We start from the raw sequence: 21,501 nt of genomic DNA on the forward strand, positions 1-21,501 counted from the left end.
CATTATTATGTATTACCTAAAAGGAGTGAGATGTGAATTTAGCGAATTGGCGTATTGGCTATCGATTAGGAAGCGGGTTTGCCATCTTAATTCTGATGTTGTTTACCGTGAGTATTTTTTCTCTGTCTAAACTGTCCGGCTTTCAGGATGGTGCCAGAGATATCGTCAAAGACGTTTATCCACAAACGGTGGATGCTAATGACCTCATCGATAATGTGAATGGGCACTTTGTCGCTTATTTGCAGATGATGCTGGTATCCGGCCAAGAACAGCGTCAAGGGTATGTTGAGCGGATTATGGCGTACCGCAAGGAGATTAGCCGTCTGCTTGATAATCTGGAAAAGAATGCCTCAGGAGAGCTTGCCCGTAAGCAGGTAGGGGTTATCCGCGGGTTTCGTGCTGAGTTCATCAAGTCCGGCGATAAAATTATTAGCGATGCGCTGGCGGGTAATAATGACGTCGCCATAGCGGAATTCAATAACACCCTGAACGTAATTCAGCGCAATTATCGTGACTCGGTGAAGCAGTTGGTGAATTACCAAAATGATGCGATGGATAACTCTGTCGAGACCATGGCTGAGGTGTACAACAGCACTCGCATGATTTTACTGCTGATTTTGGCGCTGGGTGCCGTATTTGGGGCGCTGATTGCCTGGGCGATCACGCGTAGCGTAACCCGCCCGATAGAGCAGGCGCTGCAAGTGGCCGATCGCGTGGCACAGGGCGATCTGACCTCACGTATCACGGTGACCAGCAAAGATGAAACCGGATTACTGCTGCAATCGTTGGATCGCATGAACACCAGCCTGAGCGCGATTGTCGGCCAGGTACGCGATGGGGCGGAAACTATCTCGACGGCGGCGTCACAAATCACGGCGGGCAATCAGGATCTGTCATCGCGCACGGAAGAACAGGCAAGTTCACTGGAAGAAACGGCAGCCTCCATGGAGCAACTGGCATCCACCATTAAAAACACGGCGGAGAACACCCAGCAGGCGACGGAGATTGCTAATAAAGCGACCGGTGCGGCAAAACAAAGTGGCGATGTCATGCTTTCCGTGACGCAGAAAATGCGCGGCATTCGCGATTCGTCTCAGCGTATGGCGGAGATCATCGGTGTGATTGACGGCATTGCATTCCAAACCAATATTCTGGCGCTGAACGCGGCGGTTGAAGCCGCGCGTGCAGGTGAGCAGGGGCGTGGCTTTGCAGTGGTGGCGGGAGAAGTCCGTTCACTGGCGCAGCGCAGCGCGACCGCTGCACGAGAGATCAAGGATTTGATTGACGACTCGGTGAGCAAAATTCGCGAGGGAATGGATCTTGTCGATACTGCTGAAGAAACCATGGGCGGATTGACGGCCCACGTGAAGGACGTACACGACATTATCAGCGAGATTTCACAGGCCAGCCGTGAACAGAGCGACGGGATTAACCAGATGAATCTGGCGATTGGACAGATTGACACCACGACTCAGCAGAACGCGGCTCTGGTTGAAGAATCTGCCTCTGCAGCTCTGTCTCTGCAATCGCAGGCCTCCGTTCTGGCGGAAGCGGTGAGCGCATTTAAAATACAGTCGTATAACAACGGTAGCTATGGGTCTTATGCACCGATGAACACGCCAACGCTGTCTCTGGCGCTGGCAAGTAAAGAGTAAATTTACGGCTAGCGTTTGGTCGCGTTGCTGCGCGGCGCCTATTCCAACAGGGGAGCAGCCGCTCCCCTGATTCGCTCTATATAGGGTATAGAGCAAATGCAGTTTTTTCTCTTCTTATTCAGCTTGTTATTCTTTACTAAGAAATATTCTCATCTCTTTATTTTTAATATCAAATATGTCTGACTATCCTTTTATGTAATTGAGGCGTTATTTATGTTAATTATTGGTTGATTAACCTGTGATTTTTCCGATCGAAACTTAACTTTCGATAGTTAATATCTATTTATTGTATGTTTTTGAATGATTTAAACGATCAATTCGTAAAGTTCAGAAACACGTTGCCGATAAAAATGGATAACACAGGAGCGGCTATGGCTGCATGAGTCCGGAGAGGGAAGACCACTATTATCACTTCAATCACGCCTCTGCGGTCTTATCAGTTGTATTTGTAGCATTGTTAGATTTATTTCCACTTTTGCACCTCAACACCCGAGGGAAACTATTTGATTTTTGATAGCGCCTCTCATGCTGAGAGCGTGCGTAAAAATGCCTGCCTCAAGGTATCTCTGGCGCGTCAGAAGGTTTTTCCCCTTTGGATCGCCAATCATTCTCCGCCCTGTGGTTCCATCAAGCTGCGACATGTGCGCAATTGACATTGCTATGCATTACCTAAAAGGAGTGAGACATGAATTTAGCGAATTGGCGTATTGGCTATCGACTGGGAGCCGGATTTGCCGTCCTGATTTTGATGCTGTTTGTCGTGAGTATTTTTTCCCTGTCTAAGCTATCCGGTTTCCAGGATGGTGCCAGAGATATTGTGAAAGAGGTTTATCCACAAACGGTTGATTCCAATAGTCTTATCGATAATGTGAACAGCATTCTGGTCGCGTATCAGCGGCTGATGCTGGTTTCGGGTGAGGATAAAATCAAGGAAAACGTCGATCGTGTGAACGGATTCCGTCAGGAAATTGGCCGCCTGCTGGATAAGCTGGAAAGCCAGACGGTTGAAGAGCGTTCCGTCTCCCAGCTACGTACTATCCGCGCGATTCGTACCGAATTTTTGAAATCCGGTGACAAGATTATCAGCGAGGTGGTAGCGGGCAATCGGGATGCGGCGATTGAGGAATTCAACAACAATCTGAATGTCATCCAGCGTCAATACCGTGATGCAGTAAGACAGTTGGTTAACTATCAGGATGATGCGATGGATACCTCTGTTGAAGCCATGGCTGAGGTATACAGCGAGACCCGCATTATTCTGCTGCTTATTTTGGCACTGGGTGCCGTATTTGGGGCACTGATTGCCTGGTCAATTACGCGCAGCGTAACCCGACCGATTCAGCAGGCTTTGCAAGTGGCAGACAGAGTGGCACAGGGCGACCTGACCTCACGTATCACTGTTACCAGCAAAGATGAAACCGGATTGCTGCTGCAATCGTTGGATCACATGAACACCAGTCTGAGCACGATTGTTGGGCAAGTTCGTGATGGGGCGGAAACTATCTCGACGGCAGCCTCGCAAATTGCCGCAGGTAATCAGGATCTGTCAGCGCGTACGGAAGAACAGGCCAGCTCGCTGGAAGAAACGGCAGCGTCGATGGAACAGCTGACGTCTACGATTAAAAACACGGCGGAAAACACCCAGCAGGCGACGGATATCGCAAATAAAGCCTCTGGTGCGGCGAAGCAAAGCGGCGACGTTATGGTTTCCGTGACGCAGAAAATGCGCGGCATTCGCGATTCGTCCCAGCGTATGGCGGAGATCATCGGTGTGATTGATGGCATTGCCTTCCAGACCAATATTCTGGCGCTGAACGCCGCGGTTGAAGCGGCGCGTGCGGGCGAGCAAGGCCGCGGCTTTGCGGTGGTGGCAGGGGAAGTGCGTTCTCTGGCGCAGCGCAGTGCGACCGCTGCGCGGGAGATCAAGGATTTGATCGACGACTCCGTGAGCAAGATTCAGGAAGGCATGTCGCTGGTGGATACTGCTGAAGAAACGATGGGCGGGTTAACGGGCTATGTGCGGGATGTGAATGAGATTATCAGTGAAATCTCGCAGGCCAGCCGTGAACAAAGCGACGGGATTAACCAGATGAATCTGGCCGTTGGACAGATTGATACCACGACCCAACAGAACGCGGCTCTGGTTGAAGAATCTGCTTCTGCGGCTCTGTCTCTGCAAGCGCAGGCCTCCGTTCTGGCGGAAGCAGTGAGTGCGTTTAAGCTTCTGTCTTATGGCAGTGGCAAAACCGCCTCGTATGCCTCAGCGCCCGTGCGTACCCCAACGCTGTCTTTAGCGCCTGCGGCGGCAAAAGATCAGGGTAATAACGGCGATTGGACGTCGTTCTAACGCTGCCTGTCTTTGTCACGTGGTCAAACACAACGTCACACGGTAAAACACAAACGCCACCAGTTGCCGGTGGCGTTTTAGCAAGTAGATAAGCACGAAAATGGTGTGATGACGTTACGCCACGCCGTTTTTCTGGAACCATGCCAGCATACGCTGCCAGCCGTCTTGTGCGGATTCTTCATGGTAGCTGGGGCGGTAATCGGCATGGAAAGCATGACCGGCATCGGGGTAGACGATGATATCTGCCACCGCATTGGCAGCGCGTAGCGCTTGCCGCATCGTATCAACCTGTGTCAACGGAATCCCTTCGTCCTTCGCGCCATATAACCCCAGTACAGGGGCTTCCAATTCCGTTGCAATATCGACCGGATGTTTGGGGCTATTCAGCGTTTTTTCACCGGTAAACTTACCGTACCAGGCTACGCCTGCCTTGAGCTGCGGGTTGTGCGCGGCGTAGAGCCAGGTGATGCGGCCACCCCAACAGAAGCCCGTGATTGCCAGCTTACTGGCATCGCCACCCTGTTTAATCGCCCAGTTGGCCGTGCGATCAAGATCGGACAGCACCTGCGTATCAGGCACCTTATACACCAGCTCGGTCAGGATCCGCTGAATGTCGTTATAGTGGCTAGGGTTGCCCTGACGGAAATACAGCTCTGGCGCAATGGCCATATAGCCCTGTTTGGCCAGCCTGCGGCAAACGTCCTGAATGTGTTGATGAACGCCGAAAATCTCCTGCACCACCAGAACGATAGGGAGCGGCTTGTCATGGTTCGCCGGTCTGGCGATATACGCGGGCAACTGCTCACCCTGAGAAGAAATGGTGGTTTCACTGGCAATGATGCCGACAGAATCCGTGGTAATGATGGAGGAGGTCTGCGGTTCCACCGCCGGGGACAGCCCCTGAGGAAGATGTTTGAAGGTCGTCTGTTCATCAGTCTTCATTACGCGCTCTCCTGTTATCGATGAATCGTAGCTGGCAGTATTGTGCCTACAGCGTGCTGAGATAGTCTTCGAAGCGTTTTCCTTTCTCTGGCCTGAAGTATAGGCCGGTCTCCGCCACTGAAGTGATGTTATCTACCCTTAGATTACGAAAGTCTGAACGAGTTTCACACCATATCGTGAGCAGCCATACGGCATCAAACAGGGTTAAACCAAGGGGACGGGCGACTCTATCGCTCTCTCTTCCTTGCAGATCAACATAGGTAATACGCAGTTGGCGCCTGTTACGAATGGCCAGACGAAGAAAAGCCAGATGGTTTATGGCCCTCTCATTTTCCGCGGTATGCCGAGAAACCGCTCTGAGAGGAAGCAGCTTATAGGTATCTGCTTTTTTGACACCAATCGCCGCGCTGATTTTTGCTGAAACCCGGCTGGCCGCTGCGGAAAGCATGTTATCGCCTCGGGCACCTATCAGCCGCATTCCCAGCATAATGGCGTCCAGTTCATCTGGGTCAAAGTTAAGTGGGGGAAGGAAGTAGTCTTTTTCAAGTAGGTAACCGAGTCCCGATTCACCGCGAATAGGGGCGCCGATGGTTTGTAGTGCCGCCATATCCCTGTAGATCGTTCTGACCGATACATTCAACGCTTGAGCTAATATTTCCGCTGATACCGGGTGTACGCGGCCGCGAAGATGGTCAAGTAAAGAGAGTAGCCGAATCGTTTTCATGAGAAGAGCTTACACCACCCTGACAAGTTCTGTCAGGGTGGTGTAATACGATTCAGACTTCATATCATCCTGATAACGGAGTTCATTATGGCTACCCCATGTTACGAAATAGTCACTTATACGGTAAAAACCCAGCAAGAGGCCGATTCAGCGCGCGCATCGGCACAGCGTCTGTTAAAGCATTTCCCTGGGTTTATCGACTGGATCGCATTTTCAGGCATCGATATTTCCGCCGAGCGTGTCGATCTTGTGGTGTGGAATAGTCTTGAAGCTGCACGGGCTGCGGCAAAAGCGGTTGAAAGCCAACCGGAATTTTCCTGTTTCAGATCTTCTGTCAGGGCGTTGCACAGCATCGGGCACTATACCGCCCAAATGGAGCACGCACCGTCAGTAAAAATAAGAGGCGGTATCGAAATAGGACGATTTCGTCTAAAGCAGGGTATTCAGGAGAGTGACATGCGCCATGCTTATAATCAGATGGTAGAACGTCACCTTTCGCTTCAGCCTGGCTGGAAAAGCCAGTATTTAGTCAGTTTAGGTAATGGCGTCTTTATTGATCTTGCCTTTGCCGACAGTCAACCGTGTGCAGAAGCGATTTGTGCATCGTGGCAGGGGCAAGCGGTATGTAATGCCTTCTTGGAAATGATTGAGCCGGAAAGTATCGAGTTTGGTTCGCTGTGGTAACCGATAAGGCTAAAGAATCTACACTAGAAGACAATTAATCGGCAAAAGCGAATTCCTTACCTGATAAATAGTGATTTAAATCACATATTTTATGTATGTTGATGTTTGTTTCTTTTTTATCGGTGACTCTCGTCACTTAAAAAAACGTAGTGATGCGCTAGAGTCTTTTTATTGAACGGACGCCTACAGGCCGTGTTTATGAGGCGTCCAGCGCGATTTCTCTGAATACCCAATTGATTGCCCGGGAGGCAGTTATGTCTACATCTGATGTGTTCCATCTTGGTCTGGTCAAGAACGATTTACAGGGCGCGACGCTGGCTATCGTGCCCGGCGATCCTGAGCGTGTCGAAAAAATTGCTCGCCTGATGGATAACCCGGTACATCTGGCATCACACCGTGAATTTACGTCCTGGCGTGCAGAGTTGGACGGCAAGGCAGTGATTGTTTGCTCGACCGGTATCGGCGGCCCGTCAACGTCAATCGCGGTAGAAGAGTTGGCACAGCTCGGCATTCGTACTTTCCTGCGCGTGGGTACAACAGGGGCGATTCAGTCTGGTATCAATGTTGGTGATGTGTTGGTGACCACCGCCGCTGTCCGTCTTGATGGGGCGAGCCTGCACTTCGCGCCGATGGAATTCCCAGCTGTTGCTGATTTCGGCTGTACCACTGCGCTGGTGGAAGCGGCGAAGGCGTCGGGGGCGGCGTTGCACGTGGGCATCACCGCGTCTTCCGATACGTTCTACCCGGGTCAGGAGCGCTATGACACCTTCTCTGGACGCGTTGTACGTCGCTTCCGCGGCTCGATGGAAGAGTGGCAGAGCATGGGCGTGCTGAACTACGAAATGGAATCTGCCACGCTGCTGACCATGTGCGCCAGTCAGGGGTTAAAAGCGGGCATGATCGCGGGCGTGATCGTGAACCGTACTCAGCAGGAAATCCCGGATGCGGCGACCATGAAGTTAGCCGAAACCACCGTGATTAAGGTGCTACTGGACGCCACTCGCCGGTTGTTAGCCGCTGAATAAGCGAAAAAATTGATGTTATTTTGGGCTGGTCATCGCAGAGACCAGCCTTTATCCTGATAGCCTCTTCAGGTTCATCGGGTTAACCTGCACCGTGCTTAGCGCGTGTAATACGGTTGCCTTGCTCGCCTTTCAACCTCGCAAGGAGATGTATGACCGAACCAACGTTGCTTCATCCCTCTTTATTACCGCTGGACGGCGGAATCAACTTCCGCGATTTAGGCGGCAACCGCGCTGCTGATGGGCGGCTTATCCGACACGGCAAACTTTTTCGCTCCGGCTCGCTGGATCTGCTGAGTCAGGCTGACTGTGAACATCTTGCTGGCGTGCCGATTTCCCACGTGGTGGATTATCGGGATGCCGATGAAATTGCGCAGAAACCCGATGTCTTGTGGACGGGCGCTAATTATCACGCCTACCCGGCCAATCCATTGCGTCACGAAGTGACGGCCAATCTGGACTCGCTGGGATCTGATGTGCTGGCGGCATTTGATTCCCGGGCGTTTATGTTGGAACTTTATCGCCGTTTACCTTTCAATAATTCGGCCTATAAGCAACTGGTATCGCTGCTATTACGGCCGGATGAGGGCGGGTTGGTACAGCACTGCGCGGTGGGTAAAGACCGCACGGGTATCGGCTCGGCGCTGGTGATGTTTGCGCTGGGTGCGGATGAGCAGACGGTGATGGAAGATTACCTGCTTACGGAAACGACGCTGACGCCCTTCCGCCAGCAACTGCTGACGCATTTGTCGGAAACGCTGAATGAGAAAGCGCTTGGACAGTTCTCTTATGTGCTGTCGGTGCAGGAAGAGTTCATCGTGACGGCGTTGCAGGCCATCTACGAACGACACGGTTCGATCGATAGCTGGCTTGAGGTGGAATACGGGCTGGATAATCGCGCGCGGCATTATTTGCAGGATAAATACTTGGTTGCAGGATAACTATCTGGCGTGAAGTTTTTGTTTTAGGCCGGTCAACTGACCGGCCTTTGTTTTTGCTGTGTAGAGTTTTACTGTCTGTGTAGTTTTTGCTACTCGCGCAATTAACCCGTATTACGCATACCTGCCGCGACACCGGCGATGGTGACCATCAGCGCCAGCTCCAGATCGGCATCCGGTTGTTCCTGCTGACGTGAACGATGCAGCAACTCGGCCTGCAACACGTTCAGGGGATCGGTGTAGACGTTACGCAGGGCGATCGATTCCGCGATCCACGGCAGATCCGCCATCAGGTGATCGTCGTTAGAGATCGCCAGCACGATGTTGATATCGGCGGCCAGCTGATCGCGCAGCTGTTTCCCTAACGGCCACAGCTTCTCTTCGACCAGACGCTGATCGTAATACTCCGCCAGCCACAGGTCGGCTTTGGCGAATACCATCTCCAGCATACCGATACGCGTTGAGAAGAACGGCCAGTCGCGACACATTTCTTCCAGCTGTTCCTGTTTGCCGTCATCCACCACTTTCTGCAACGCGGCACCCGCACCGAGCCAGGCTGGCAGCATCAGACGGTTCTGCGTCCAGGCGAAAATCCACGGGATAGCACGCAGACTTTCTACGCCGCCGTTCGGACGACGCTTGGCCGGACGTGATCCCAGCGGCAGTTTGCCCAGCTCCAGCTCCGGCGTAGCGGCGCGGAAGTAAGGGACGAAATCCGGGTTCTCACGCACGTATCCACGGTACATATCACAGGACACGCGGGACAGCTCATCCATCACCTCGTGCCATTCCTGTTTTGGTTCCGGTGGTGGCAGCAGGTTCGCTTCCAGAATGGCGCCGGTATACAGCGCCAGACTGCTGATGGTGACTTCCGGCAGGCCGTATTTAAAGCGGATCATCTCGCCCTGTTCCGTCACGCGCAGGCCGCCTTTCAGACTGCCCGGCGGTTGTGACAGCAGCGCAGCATGAGCCGGTGCGCCACCGCGACCGATGGAACCGCCGCGTCCGTGGAACAGCGTCAGTGCGATACCCGCTTTCTCACAGGTTTTGATCAGCGCGTCCTGTGCACGATATTGCGCCCAGGAGGCAGCCATCACGCCCGCGTCTTTTGCGGAGTCGGAATAGCCGATCATGACCATTTGCTTGCCCTGGATAAAGCCGCGATACCAGTCGATGCTCAGCAATTGCGTCATGACATCATCGGCGTTGTTCAGGTCGTCCAGCGTTTCAAACAGCGGCGCGACTGGCAGGGCAAACGGGCAGCCCGCCTCTTTGAGCAGCAGGTGAACGGCCAGCACGTCGGAAGGCGTGCGCGCCATTGAAATAACGTAAGCGGCGATAGAGCCCTGCGGCGCTTTGGCGATGACCCGACAGGTATCCAGCACTTCTTTGGTATCCGCACTCGGTTCCCAGTAGCGCGGCAGAAGCGGGCGCTTGGAGCTCAGTTCACGGATCAGGAAGGCTTGCTTGTCGGATTCTGACCAGCTTTCGTAGTCGCCCAGACCCAGATAACGGGTAATCTCAGCCAGTGCTTCGGTGTGGCGGGTGCTTTCCTGACGGACATCGATGCGGACCAAAGGCACGCCGAAGCAGCGCACGCGGCGCAGCGTATCCAGCAGGCGACCATCGGCGATGATGCCCATGCCGCAGGTTTTCAGTGATTGGTAGCAGGCGTGGAGAGGTTCCCAAAGCTGTTCGTTGGTAATCAGCAGATCTTTAGGGGGCAGACGTTCTTCACCCGTCAAGCGCGCTTCCAGGTAACTCAGCGTACTGCTCAACTGCGAACGCAGTGATTTCATGATGGCGCGGTACGGTTCCTGAACCTCGCTACCACCGGCCAGCTCCAGCAGCTCTGGCGTACATTCGGACATCGACAGCTCGGAAACCAGCACCTGAATATCACGCAGGAACAGATCGGCCGCTTTCCAACGGCTGAGTAGCAGAACATGGCGAGTCACTTCCGCCGTGACGTTCGGGTTACCGTCACGGTCGCCGCCCATCCAGGAGGTAAAACGCACCGGAACGGCGTCAACGGGCAGACGGTAGCCGAAAGCCTGTTCCAGCTGTTCATCCAGCTCGCGTAAAAACGCGGGTACGCCTTCCCACAGACTGTTTTCCACCACGGCGAAGCCCCATTTGGCTTCATCTACCGGGGTAGGACGAATTTTACGGATTTCATCGGTATGCCAGGACTGTGCGATCAGCTGGCGCAGACGACGCATGATCTGATTACGTTCATAATCAGCCAGATCGTTATGGTCGAGCTGCTTGAGGCAGGTATTCACTTCCACCAGCTTGTGGATCAGCGTCCGGCGGGTAATTTCGGTTGGGTGGGCGGTCAACACCAGTTCGATCGACAGTGACTCCACGGCATCGCGGATATCGCGCTCGGTCAGATCGTTGCTTTCCTTCAGGCGCTCAAAGGCGTTGGAAAGCAGCGCCGGGTTACTCGCCGCTTCACCATGCGGTGAAATCGTATGGTATTGCTCGGCGGTATTGGTCAGGTTAAGGAACTGGCTGAATGCGCGGGCAACGGGCAACAGTTCATCGTTAGACAGGTTTTGCAGCGTGGTCAGCAGCTCCTGACGATGTTTTTCATTACCTGCGCGGGAAGACTTTGACAACTTGCGGATTGTTTCGACTTTATCAAGGATGTTCTCACCCAGAGCTTCCTTGATGGTATCGCCGAGCAGTTTGCCGAGCATACTGACGTTACTGCGCATTGCGGAATATTGTTCGTTCATAGTTACCCTGACCCATCCCTACCATTTTTGTAAGTTTATTTCACTTGACATATTTTGACGCACTGCCTCCATCTAGCCACGATAAGGCGGGTTCGTCAATTGACGATTCTTTCTTCTCCTTATTCTTTGTACTTGCATTGAGGCGGGCTTGGCAATTTGTGAAATTTAATTACAGAGGCGCGGATATTAGAGGGACTTATTAACAGGGAAACGTCGCGGGGCGCAACGGCCCCGCGAGCGCGGTTACGACTGTCTGGAGGCTCTGACGACCAGAATATAAGTCAGAGTAAAAGAAAGCACGATGGCGATAGCCATGCCGGAGACGGCATAGCTAAAGTACGGGCCGATGTAGGCTGGCAGGCTGAAAATACTCGACAGGATGTAGCCATACAGTCTGACGCCGAAGAACGCGATAAAGGCCGACGCGATAGAACTGGCAACGGTAGCGGCGATAAACGCTTTTTTGTACTTGGTGAGTACGCCGAAGAGTGCCGGTTCTGTAATACCGAGCAGCGCAGAAACTCCAGCAGACAGTACGACAGACTTGTCCTGACGGTTCTTGGCGTGGAAGTAGATGGCAAACGTTGCGCCTGCAATCGCCATATTCGCCATACACATCATCGGCATCAGCATATCAAATCCCTGATCGGCGAAGTTTTGCAGCGCGATTGGCGTCATAGCGTGATGCATACCCGTCAGGATGGCGACAGGGCGGATCGCACCAACGACAAAACCAGCGAAGACCGCGGACAGATCGAACAGGCTCTGGATAAACAGCGCCAGCAGCTTGCCGAGATAGATCCCGAGTGGCCCGATCACCGTGAGCGACACCAGCGCGGTGATAAACAGCGTCAGCGTTGGGGTAAACACGGTTTTCAGCACCGAAGGCATAATGCGATCGACCCAGCGGTGGATATAGCTCAGTGCCAGCACGGAGAAAATCACCGGGATGACGCTGGCGGAGTAGTTGAACACCGAAATCGGCAATATGCCCATGAAGTAAAAGGCGCTGACCGCATCGGGGCTGTGGCTGGCCAGGGCCTTCGCCGCTTCCATCAATGACGGATACATCAGGCAGGCTGCAACGGCCGCCGCCAGATATTCATTCGTTTTAAATATCTTGGCAGCCGAGACCGCGAGGAAGAACGGCAGGAAGTAAAACACGCCGCTGGCGATCAGATCGAGGACGATCACCGTATCGGTTTTCGCGGAGATCACTTTCATGGCGATCAATCCAGCCAGCAACCCTTTGATCATCCCTGCGCCGGCGATGGCGGGGACGATCGGGCCGAACACGCCGGAAACCGTATCCATAAACAGTGAAACCAGCCCTTTTTTCGCTTTCTGCTCATCTGGTTGCGCTGTCGCTATAGGGGACGTCGCTGTGCTGGAAAGCTGGGCGTTCAGCAGTTCGTAATACTCGTTGACCTGCGGCCCGATAATAATCTGGAATTGCTCACTCTGGTGTTGGGCACCTAATATACCTGGCAGATTCCTGATGGCGTCCGTTTGCACTTTATTTTCATCAATTAAATCAAACCGCAACCGCGTCATGCAGTGCCAGGCTTTATTAATATTTTCGCTTCCGCCAACCAGTTTAATGATTGACTGAATAACGTCATTTTTTCCCATGGAATAAACTCCCCGCTGCATAGCCTTATGTTGTTTTTGGCTGAATTATTTCTTCAGATAGTAAAATTTAAAAAAATAAAAAACAAACCAATAAAACATGATTTTCATCACATGGTTACTGATTTAAGGGGTATTTGCCGTTGTTTTATTTAAATTGGTCTGGTTTTTTTATCAATTTAATGTGTTTTTCAAACCAAAATAATTCTTTTAATTAAGAGGTTTACAATAAAAGAAAAAATAAGTAGAAAACAAAAAAGAAATTGATTTTTAGACTGTATTTTTTCGGGAATGGCTATTCCGGAAAATGCACTGGAGGATATTTTTGTGTTGCCGACAATCATTACTGACATTGAATGTCTCGTTACCCGCCCTGACCGCCATAATTTGGTGACGGTGGTGGTTTACACGGATAAAGGCGTGACGGGTTATGGCTGTGCGACCTTCCAGCAGCGCCCGCTGGCCGTCAAAGCGATGGTGGACGAGTACCTCAAACCGCTGCTGCTCGGGCGCGATGCCAACCACATTGAAGATCTGTGGCACATGATGATGGTCAACGCCTATTGGCGTAACGGGCCGGTTATCAACAATGCGGTGGCGGGCGTCGATATGGCGCTGTGGGACATCAAAGGCAAGCTGGCGGATATGCCGCTCTATCACCTGTTTGGTGGGAAATCCCGCGATGCGATTGCCGCTTACAGCCATGCTGCCAGCGATACGCTGGAGGGGCTGTATCAGGAAGTGGATCGGCTGTATGCGCAAGGTTACCGTCACATCCGCTGCCAGTTAGGGTTCTATGGTGGCAATCCTGATGCGCTGCATAGCACGAAGCAGCCAACGGAGGGCGCCTATTACGATCAGGATCAGTACATGGCCAATACGATCGCCATGTTCCGTGCGCTGCGTGAAAAATACGGCGATCGCTTCCACATCCTACATGATGTCCATGAGCGCCTGTTCCCGAATCAGGCCGTGCAGTTCGCCAAAGCGGTAGAAGCCTATCGCCCCTATTTTATCGAAGATATCTTACCGCCTGCGCAAAATGAGTGGCTGGCGCAGATCCGCAGCCAGAGCGCGGTACCGCTGGCGACGGGGGAGCTATTTAATAATCCTGCCGAGTGGCAGAATCTGGTGATTAACCGGCAGATTGATTTCATTCGCTGCCATGTCTCACAGATTGGCGGGATTACACCTGCGCTGAAGCTAGGTGCGTTCTGTCAGAACTTTGGTGTTCGGCTGGCGTGGCATTGCCCACCGGATATGACGCCCATCGGCGCGGCGGTCAACATTCACCTCAATATCCACCTGCACAATGCCGCCATTCAGGAGTTTGTCGCTTACCCGGAAAATACCCGCAAGGTCTTCCCGCAGGCGGTAGAACCGGAGAATGGCTATCTGTATCCGATTGAGCGCCCCGGCATTGGTGTCGGGATCGATCTGGACGCGGCGCGGCAGTTCCCCGTCGTCTATCGTCCGCACGAATGGACACAGAGTCGCCTGCCGGATGGCACGATGCATACGCCCTGAGTCAGCGTTATGGCGACTGGCGGAAGGTCAGGTTATCGCGGTTGAAGGGGATGACGTAGGTACAGGCGTAGTTAATGTCGATGATATCGCTCGATTCGTACACGCGACCGCCCTGTAGAATGCCGCGATTAAGGATATGCATCGCCGCCGTGCCTTTCTTGCAGCCCAGCAGCTCAGCCTGTGCTTTGGTGATGTTAACTGCCTGATAATGCGTCAGGTAGTGTGAAATCGCATAGCCCTTGCTGAGCACATACTGCTGAATTGAGCTTTCAATAATCTTCTGGCTCATATCGGGGAAATCCGCAGCGGGCATTTTCGATATTTCGATCTGTACCTTGCGGTTATCAACGTAGCGTAATCGACTGAATTCCCAGATAAATTCACTGTCGCCGATCGCGAATACCTGTTGTTCTTCCCGAGTCGGCAGGCGCTTATGCAGGCTGAGCAGACGGAATGAAATCTGATTAAATTTCTTTTCGGTAATCGAGTTATACACCAGCGGGTTGCTGCGTACGCCCTGATTAATGAAGTTACCCGAGCCCTGCACCATGTGGATCGCGCCGATGCTGGCGAGCTTTTCCAGCGCCTGACGGAGGGTAAAGCGCGATACGCCGTATTCTTCCGCCAACTGGCGTTCCGGCGGCAGCTTTTCCGGCAGCGGATCGGTGTGCTGATAGATTTTGCTCAGTAAATCCTGCGCGATGAAATCTTTCTTTTTCATGGACTGTCTCAAAATAGCCCTGCCAGCGTCGCTGACAAGGCCGTTTGCGTCGGATCAGTGATGGCAGAAGTGATGAATCACCTGCGAAATCAGCTCCCGCGTCGGCTTGATAAACTTGGTATCAATGTATTCATCCGGCTGGTGCGCCTGTTCGATCGATCCCGGCCCCAGAACCAGCGTCGGGCACAGTGTCTGAATAAACGGTGCTTCGGTGCAGTAGTTCACTATTTCCGTTTTCGTCCCCAGCAGCTTCTCTACGACTGACACCAGACGGTGATCGGGCGGGCACTCATAGCCGGGAATCGGCGGATGCAGCTCGCTGATGGTTAACCGACCCGGCCAGCGCTGGCTGACGGGCTCAAGCGCTTCTGACAGCAGCCCGTCCAGATCGTTAAGCGTAATGCCCGGCAGCGGGCGAATATCCATATGCAGTTCACAGCAGCCGCAGATACGGTTAGCAGCATCGCCGCCGTGAATATGACCGAGGTTCATGGTCGGGTGAGGAATGTGGAAAATCGGGTTGTGATAGCGTTCCTGTAGCGTGTTACGCAGCACCAGCAGGTGGGAAATGGCTTCGTGCATCAGCTCAATCGCATTCACGCCGCGCGAAGGATCGCTGGAGTGACCGGACTGCCCCTGAATACGGATCGCGTTGGACATGTGGCCCTTGTGGGCGCGCACTGGTTGCAGCGAGGTTGGCTCGCCGATGATGGCGCAGTCTGGGCGAATCTGCGTGGATTCGGAGAAATACTTGGCACCCGCCATCGTCGTTTCTTCATCAGCTGTTGCCAAAATATAGAGTGGCTTTGTCAGCTTGGTTGGATCGATATCGCGCAAGGCATCCAGAATAAAGGCAAAGAACCCTTTCATATCCGCGGTACCCAGACCGTACAGCTTGTTGTCGTGTTCGGTCAGCGTGAAAGGATCGCGCGTCCAGCGGCCGTCGTCGAACGGGACGGTATCGGTATGCCCTGCCAACAATAAACCGCCTTTTCCTTCACCAATTCGCGCCAGCATATTAAATTTATTGTGGGTGCCGGGAACCGGTTGGACTTCAACATGGAAGCCGAGATCGCCGAACCAGCCTGCCAGCAGGTTGATTAACGTCTGATTACTTTGATCGAGCGCGCTGTCGGTGGCACTGATGGACGGTGTAGCGATTAGTGCCCGATATAGCTCAATAAAAGGGGGTAAATTCATCTTCACTGTTGACAGCCTCTGGTTAGGATAGTATCAATATTCATGCATTTATTGTGAATAAAAATACAATAATGCGCGGTGAAAGGAAACCCAAAGGTACGGCGATGGCGATTCGTCACTTTCACTGAGCTTCGCGGGTGAACTGCGTACCGACGCTGGTGAGCCCTGTTACCTGTTCCATAGATAAGTAAGAAGGTATACGGATCCCATGCTGAATACGCTGATTGTTGGTGCAAGTGGTTATACCGGCGCGGAGCTTGCGCTCTACCTGAACCGTCACCCACAGATGAACATAACCGCTTTGATGGTTTCTGCGCAAAGTGTCGATGCAGGAAAATTGATTTCTGATTTACATCCGCAGCTCAAAGGCATCATTGATGTACCGGTAAAACCGCTGACCGATGCTGAAGAAGCGGCGAAAGGTGTGGATGTCGTGTTTCTGGCGACCGACCACAAAGTCAGCCACGATCTGGCCCCTGTTTTTCTGGCGGCTGGCTGCACCGTTTTTGATTTATCCGGCGCGTTCCGCGTACAGGACGCCGAATTTTATCGTCGCTACTATGGCTTTGAGCATCAGCACCCTGACTGGCTGGCAAAAGCGGTTTACGGTCTGGCCGAATGGCGCGCTGAAAGCGTAAAACACGCACAGCTGATTGCCGTGCCGGGCTGTTATCCAACGGCCGCGCAGCTGGCGCTGAAGCCGCTGCTGGACGCACAACTGCTGAATCCTGCCCAGTGGCCGGTGATTAATGCCGTGAGCGGCGTGAGCGGGGCGGGGCGTAAAGCGTCGATGACCAATAGCTTCTGCGAAGTCAGCTTTCAACCGTACGGCATTTTCAACCACCGTCATGAACCTGAAATTTCAACGCACCTAGGCACACCAGTGATCTTCACGCCGCATTTGGGCAACTTCGCTCGCGGTATTCTGGAAACCATCACCTGCCGCCTGCAACCGGGCGTTACGCAGCAGGATGTCGCCGAAGCCTACCACAACGCCTATCACGATAAGCCACTGGTGCGTCTGTATGACAAGGGCGTTCCGGCGCTGAAATCCGTTGTCGGCCTGCCGTTCTGCGATATCGGTTTCTCCGTTGACGGTGAGCACCTGATCGTCGTGGCGACCGAAGATAATCTGCTGAAAGGCGCAGCGGCACAGGCCGTGCAATGCATGAACATTCGTTTTGGTTTCCCTGAAACCCAATCGTTAATTTAATGACTACTGGTCCCGACATTTCGAGGCGCGAAGCATAATGAATCCGTTAATTATCAAATTAGGTGGCGTTTTACTGGATAGCGAAGAAGCGCTGGAGCGTCTGTTCACTGCGCTGGTGACTTACCGTCAGGAACATCAGCGTCCGTTGGTGATTGTGCACGGCGGTGGCTGTCTGGTGGATGAGCTGATGAAGAAACTGTCGCTGCCTGTCGTGAAGAAAAACGGCCTGCGCGTCACGCCTGCCGATCAGATCGACATCATCACCGGCGCGCTGGCGGGTTCCGCCAACAAGACGCTGCTGTCATGGGCGAAAAAGCATGACATCAACGCGGTCGGCCTGTGCCTGGGCGATGGTGGCAGCACGACGGTCACGCAGCTCGATGAAGCACTGGGTTTTGTGGGTAAAGCAGAAGCGGGATCGCCTGCGCTGCTGAACACGCTGCTGTCTGCGGGCTACCTGCCTGTCGTCAGCTCCATCGGTATTACGGCGCAGGGCGACCTGATGAACGTCAACGCCGACCAAGCGGCGACGGCACTGGCGCAAACGCTGGGCGCGGATTTAATCCTGCTGTCTGACGTGAGCGGCATTCTGGACGGTAAAGGCCAGCGTATTGCCGAAATGACGGCAGAGAAAGCCGAGCAGCTGATTGCTCAGGGCATCATTACCGATGGCATGATTGTTAAGGTTAACGCCGCGCTGGATGCCGCGCGTGCGCTGGGTCGTCCGGTTGATATCGCTAGCTGGCGTCATGCCGAGCAGCTACCTGCGCTGTTCAACGGCGTGGCGATTGGTACGCGTATTCTGGCGTAAGTCGTTTCTGGGTATGGCATGATGCGATACCAACGTGAATGATATTTTTGGGAGTAAGGATTATGGCTTTGTGGGGCGGTCGGTTTAGTCAGGCAGCAGATCAGCGTTTTAAACAATTTAATGACTCACTGCGGTTTGATTACCGTCTGGCAGAACAGGACATCGTTGGCTCGATCGGCTGGTCGAAAGCGCTGGTGACGGTCAATGTGCTTAGCGAGCAGGAGCAGCAGCAGTTAGAACAGGCGCTGAATGCGCTGCTGGTTGAGGTACAGGCTGATCCTGAGATGATCCTGCAAAGCGATGCAGAAGACATTCACAGCTGGGTTGAACAGCGCCTGATTGAGAAAGTCGGCAATTTAGGTAAAAAGCTGCATACCGGTCGTAGCCGTAACGATCAGGTCGCGACTGACCTGAAACTCTGGTGCAAAGCGCAGATTGCAGAGCTGCTGCTGTCGGTACGCCAGCTGCGTCAGGCGCTGGTCACGACGGCGGAAGCCAATCAGGATGCGGTGATGCCGGGTTACACCCACTTGCAGCGCGCGCAGCCAGTGACGTTTGCACACTGGTGTCTGGCCTATCACGAGATGCTGGCGCGTGATGAAAGCCGTCTGGAAGATACGCTGAAGCGTCTGGATGTCAGCCCGCTGGGCTGTGGTGCGCTGGCGGGAACGGCCTATCCGATTGACCGTGAGCAACTGGCGGGCTGGCTCGGGTTTGCCTCGGCCACGCGTAACAGTTTGGACACGGTTTCCGATCGCGATCATGTACTGGAACTGCTGTCCGATGCCTCGATCGGCATGATCCACCTGTCGCGTTTTGCCGAAGATCTGATCTTCTTCAACAGTGGTGAAGGCGCGTTCGTTGAGCTGTCTGACCGTGTGACATCCGGTTCTTCCCTGATGCCGCAGAAGAAAAACCCAGATGCGCTGGAGCTGATTCGCGGTAAATGTGGCCGCGTACAGGGTGCGTTGACCGGCATGATGATGACGCTTAAGGGCTTGCCGCTGGCGTATAACAAAGACATGCAGGAAGACAAAGAAGGGCTGTTTGACGCGCTGGATACCTGGCACGACTGCCTGATGATGGCGGGTCTGGTGCTGGAAGGCATTCAGGTTAAACGTCCGCGCTGTAAAGAAGCGGCTGAGCAAGGCTACGCGAACTCGACGGAGCTGGCAGACTATCTGGTCGCGAAAGGCGTTCCGTTCCGTGAAGCGCACCATATCGTGGGTGAAGCGGTGGTTGAAGCCATTCGTCAGGGTAAAGCGCTGGAAGCGTTGCCGCTGGCCGATCTGCAAAAATTCAGCGCCGTGATTGGTGAGGATGTCTACCCGATTCTGGCGTTGCAATCCTGTCTGGATAAGCGTGCTGCACAAGGTGGCGTGTCACCGCAGCAGGTCGCTAAAGCGATCGGTGATGCGAAGCAGCGTCTGAGCTAAGACACTGGAATAGGTCTACGCTTGTACCTTCTGTTCCCCCAACGTGGTGTTTCGCGTTGGGGGAATTTCTGTGTTACCCATCTGATTCTTCTGCAAATTATCATCTATCCATGTTCATATGGAATGCGGCTCGCATTTTTCTGCTCAGCGTCCCTCTCGCCTGAATTGTTTCTGGACATCCATACAGTATCATTTTACCTTGACCGACAGCGTGAAAGGCCTGCGGAGGCAAAGTGGATATCAGCATATTTTATGGTCTGGGCGGCGGCGCGGTAGGGCTACTGATCGGGTGGCTGATTGCCAGCCTGATTCATCAGCAGAAGCTGTCGCAGCATGGCACCGAACAGCGGTTGCTGGCACAGACGTTGCAGCAGACTCAACAGTCGCTCAGCGAACAGCAGCAGACAAAGCAGCAGGATGAACAGCGGCTGCGGCAAAACGAGCTGGAGCTGCGCACGGTTCATGCTCAGCTCTCTGCCAGCCACGAAAAGCTGCAACAGCTGGGTGAGCTTCGCGCCGAGTGCGTGCAGCTAAATCAGGAGCTGCGAACGCTGCGTGAAATCAACAGTGCGCAGGAAGCAGAGCTGCGGGAAGTCACCATTCGGCTGGAAGAAACCCGTATGGCGGCGGAAGAAAAGCAGCGGCTGTTGGCAAATAGCGAACAGCGGTTGACGACGCAGTTTGAGAATCTGGCGAACCGGATTTTTGAACACAGTGGCCGCAAAGTGGATGAACAAAATAAACAGAGTCTGGATAAGCTGTTGATGCCGCTGCGTGAGCAACTTGATGGCTTTCGCCGCCAAGTTCAGGATAGCTTTGGGGCAGAAGCGCGCGAGCGTCACACGCTGGCGCATGAAATCCGCAATCTGCAACAGCTGAACGCGCAGATGGCACACGAAGCCATCAACCTGACGAAAGCGCTGAAGGGCGATAATAAAACGCAGGGGAACTGGGGCGAAGTGGTGCTAAGCCGCGTGCTGGAAGCCTCCGGCCTACGTGAAGGCTATGAGTATCAGACGCAGGTCAGCGTGCAAACGGGGGCAAATAGCCGCCTGCAGCCGGATGTCATTGTTCGTTTACCGCAGGGCAAAGATGTCGTGATCGATGCCAAGATGTCGCTGGTGGCCTATGAGCGCTATTTCAATAGTGACGATGACGTCGAGCGCAACACGGCGCTGAACGAACATTTGCTCTCGGTGCGTAGTCATATTCGGCAACTGAGCAGCAAAGATTACCAGCAGCTTCCGGGGCTGCGTTCGCTAGACTATGTGCTGATGTTTATTCCGGTCGAGCCCGCTTTTCTGGTTGCTATCGATCGCCAGCCCGAATTGATCAACGAGGCGCTAAAGCACAATATTATGCTGGTCAGCCCGACCACGCTGCTGGTGGCGCTGCGTACCATCAACAACCTATGGCGCTATGAACAACAGAGCCGCAATGCACAGCACATCGCTGAGAAAGCATCACGGCTGTACGATAAACTGCGGCTGTTCGTCGATGACATGGAAACGATGGGACAGAGTCTGGATAAAGCGCAGGGCACTTATCGCCAGGCGATGAATAAACTTTCCTCTGGGCGTGGTAACCTTATTGGCCAGGCTGAGGGGTTCCGCGCGCTGGGGGTAGAAATTAAACGCACGATCAGCCCGTCATTGGCCGAAAAAGCGACGGCCCATGAGCACGCTGAACGCGATGAATTACCGGGTTCTGTCGCACCCGATGCTGTCTCACCCACCGTGAAAACGGAGGGGGAAGCAGAGGCCCCCCCCACTCTACCCGTAACCTATCCTAAATAATTTGAGTGGCGTGAAGCCAATGCACAAGCAGCTTGAAGTATGACGGATATAAATGGGTAGGGATTTCGCGGGCTTGGCACCATGCTATGCGAAAGAAATTAGTGCAGTGGGG

16 protein-coding genes are annotated in these 21,501 nt (G+C 53.5%); 10 read left to right on the forward strand and 6 right to left on the reverse strand.

Features of this window, described 5'->3' with window-relative positions; translation table 11 throughout:
- Window positions 1–32: 32 nt before the first annotated feature.
- Window positions 33–1,655 carry a methyl-accepting chemotaxis protein gene (locus tag R9X49_RS20725; RefSeq protein ID WP_319850164.1) on the forward strand — a complete coding sequence of 541 codons (1,623 nt, stop codon included), beginning with the start codon at window positions 33–35 and terminating at the stop codon, window positions 1,653–1,655.
- A gap of 685 nt (window positions 1,656–2,340) precedes the next feature.
- Complete coding sequence (locus R9X49_RS20730; protein ID WP_319850165.1) at window positions 2,341–4,002, forward strand: methyl-accepting chemotaxis protein; 1,662 nt, start codon at window positions 2,341–2,343, stop codon at window positions 4,000–4,002.
- A gap of 114 nt (window positions 4,003–4,116) precedes the next feature.
- On the opposite strand, the gene R9X49_RS20735 is transcribed toward R9X49_RS20730, so the two are convergent.
- Window positions 4,117–4,944 (reverse strand): dienelactone hydrolase family protein, encoded by an 828-nt coding sequence (locus tag R9X49_RS20735; RefSeq protein ID WP_319850166.1) that lies wholly within the window; start codon window positions 4,942–4,944, stop codon window positions 4,117–4,119.
- Between the two features lie 46 nt (window positions 4,945–4,990).
- Entirely contained in the window at window positions 4,991–5,668 is a 678-nt protein-coding gene (locus R9X49_RS20740; protein ID WP_319850167.1) for a YafY family protein, read from the reverse strand.
- An 87-nt stretch (window positions 5,669–5,755) separates the two neighbouring features.
- On the opposite strand from R9X49_RS20740, the gene R9X49_RS20745 reads away from it, so the two are divergent.
- From R9X49_RS20745 to R9X49_RS20755, 3 genes are all read left to right on the forward strand, one after another.
- Window positions 5,756–6,352, forward strand: a complete 597-nt coding sequence (locus tag R9X49_RS20745) for a hypothetical protein (protein ID WP_319850168.1) — start codon at window positions 5,756–5,758, stop codon at window positions 6,350–6,352.
- Window positions 6,353–6,606: 254 nt separating this feature from the next.
- A complete protein-coding gene (gene udp / locus R9X49_RS20750) occupies window positions 6,607–7,377 on the forward strand; it encodes a uridine phosphorylase (protein ID WP_010283777.1) in 771 nt (256 codons plus the stop codon).
- Between the two features lie 149 nt (window positions 7,378–7,526).
- Window positions 7,527–8,315, forward strand: a complete 789-nt coding sequence (locus R9X49_RS20755) for a tyrosine-protein phosphatase (RefSeq protein ID WP_319850169.1) — start codon at window positions 7,527–7,529, stop codon at window positions 8,313–8,315.
- Between the two features lie 101 nt (window positions 8,316–8,416).
- On the opposite strand, the gene ppc is transcribed toward R9X49_RS20755, so the two are convergent.
- Together ppc and R9X49_RS20765 are read right to left on the reverse strand one after the other, a co-directional pair.
- Entirely contained in the window at window positions 8,417–11,056 is a 2,640-nt protein-coding gene (gene ppc, locus R9X49_RS20760; RefSeq protein WP_319850170.1) for a phosphoenolpyruvate carboxylase, read from the reverse strand.
- 243 nt (window positions 11,057–11,299) lie between these two features.
- Complete coding sequence (locus tag R9X49_RS20765) at window positions 11,300–12,688, reverse strand: PTS transporter subunit EIIC (protein ID WP_319850171.1); 1,389 nt, start codon at window positions 12,686–12,688, stop codon at window positions 11,300–11,302.
- A gap of 324 nt (window positions 12,689–13,012) precedes the next feature.
- Here R9X49_RS20765 and R9X49_RS20770 point away from each other — a divergent pair, with 324 nt between their 5' ends.
- Window positions 13,013–14,212: a starvation-sensing protein RspA gene (locus tag R9X49_RS20770; RefSeq protein ID WP_319850172.1), complete on the forward strand. Its 1,200-nt coding sequence runs from the start codon at window positions 13,013–13,015 to the stop codon at window positions 14,210–14,212.
- 7 nt (window positions 14,213–14,219) lie between these two features.
- Here R9X49_RS20770 and R9X49_RS20775 read toward each other — a convergent pair whose 3' ends face one another.
- Window positions 14,220–14,933: a GntR family transcriptional regulator gene (locus tag R9X49_RS20775; RefSeq protein ID WP_319850173.1), complete on the reverse strand. Its 714-nt coding sequence runs from the start codon at window positions 14,931–14,933 to the stop codon at window positions 14,220–14,222.
- Window positions 14,934–14,987: 54 nt separating this feature from the next.
- Window positions 14,988–16,139: an acetylornithine deacetylase gene (gene argE, locus R9X49_RS20780; protein WP_319850174.1), complete on the reverse strand. Its 1,152-nt coding sequence runs from the start codon at window positions 16,137–16,139 to the stop codon at window positions 14,988–14,990.
- A gap of 202 nt (window positions 16,140–16,341) precedes the next feature.
- Between argE and argC the strand changes: the two genes are divergently transcribed.
- From argC to rmuC, 4 genes are all read left to right on the forward strand, one after another.
- Window positions 16,342–17,346 carry an N-acetyl-gamma-glutamyl-phosphate reductase gene (gene argC / locus R9X49_RS20785; protein WP_205547265.1) on the forward strand — a complete coding sequence of 335 codons (1,005 nt, stop codon included), beginning with the start codon at window positions 16,342–16,344 and terminating at the stop codon, window positions 17,344–17,346.
- A gap of 37 nt (window positions 17,347–17,383) precedes the next feature.
- A complete protein-coding gene (gene argB, locus R9X49_RS20790) occupies window positions 17,384–18,157 on the forward strand; it encodes an acetylglutamate kinase (protein ID WP_319850175.1) in 774 nt (257 codons plus the stop codon).
- Between the two features lie 62 nt (window positions 18,158–18,219).
- Entirely contained in the window at window positions 18,220–19,593 is a 1,374-nt protein-coding gene (gene argH, locus R9X49_RS20795; RefSeq protein WP_319850176.1) for an argininosuccinate lyase, read from the forward strand.
- 233 nt (window positions 19,594–19,826) lie between these two features.
- Window positions 19,827–21,389, forward strand: a complete 1,563-nt coding sequence (rmuC, locus tag R9X49_RS20800) for a DNA recombination protein RmuC (RefSeq protein WP_319850177.1) — start codon at window positions 19,827–19,829, stop codon at window positions 21,387–21,389.
- The last annotated feature ends 112 nt before the right edge of the window (window positions 21,390–21,501 follow it).

This window comes from Pectobacterium carotovorum (assembly GCF_033898505.1).
Lineage (GTDB): Bacteria > Pseudomonadota > Gammaproteobacteria > Enterobacterales > Enterobacteriaceae > Pectobacterium > Pectobacterium carotovorum_J.

Bases quoted from the DNA above. Each gene is read 5' to 3' on its own strand.
- R9X49_RS20730 (WP_319850165.1), top strand. From the start codon at position 2,341: ATGAATTTAGCGAATTGGCGTATTGGCTATCGACTGGGAGCCGGATTT.
- udp (WP_010283777.1), top strand. From the start codon at position 6,607: ATGTCTACATCTGATGTGTTCCATCTTGGTCTGGTCAAGAACGATTTA.
- ppc (WP_319850170.1), bottom strand. From the start codon at position 11,056: ATGAACGAACAATATTCCGCAATGCGCAGTAACGTCAGTATGCTCGGC.
- R9X49_RS20775 (WP_319850173.1), bottom strand. From the start codon at position 14,933: ATGAAAAAGAAAGATTTCATCGCGCAGGATTTACTGAGCAAAATCTAT.
- argC (WP_205547265.1), top strand. From the start codon at position 16,342: ATGCTGAATACGCTGATTGTTGGTGCAAGTGGTTATACCGGCGCGGAG.
- R9X49_RS20755 (WP_319850169.1), top strand. From the start codon at position 7,527: ATGACCGAACCAACGTTGCTTCATCCCTCTTTATTACCGCTGGACGGC.
- R9X49_RS20735 (WP_319850166.1), bottom strand. From the start codon at position 4,944: ATGAAGACTGATGAACAGACGACCTTCAAACATCTTCCTCAGGGGCTG.
- R9X49_RS20745 (WP_319850168.1), top strand. From the start codon at position 5,756: ATGGCTACCCCATGTTACGAAATAGTCACTTATACGGTAAAAACCCAG.
- R9X49_RS20740 (WP_319850167.1), bottom strand. From the start codon at position 5,668: ATGAAAACGATTCGGCTACTCTCTTTACTTGACCATCTTCGCGGCCGC.
- argH (WP_319850176.1), top strand. From the start codon at position 18,220: ATGGCTTTGTGGGGCGGTCGGTTTAGTCAGGCAGCAGATCAGCGTTTT.
- R9X49_RS20765 (WP_319850171.1), bottom strand. From the start codon at position 12,688: ATGGGAAAAAATGACGTTATTCAGTCAATCATTAAACTGGTTGGCGGA.
- argB (WP_319850175.1), top strand. From the start codon at position 17,384: ATGAATCCGTTAATTATCAAATTAGGTGGCGTTTTACTGGATAGCGAA.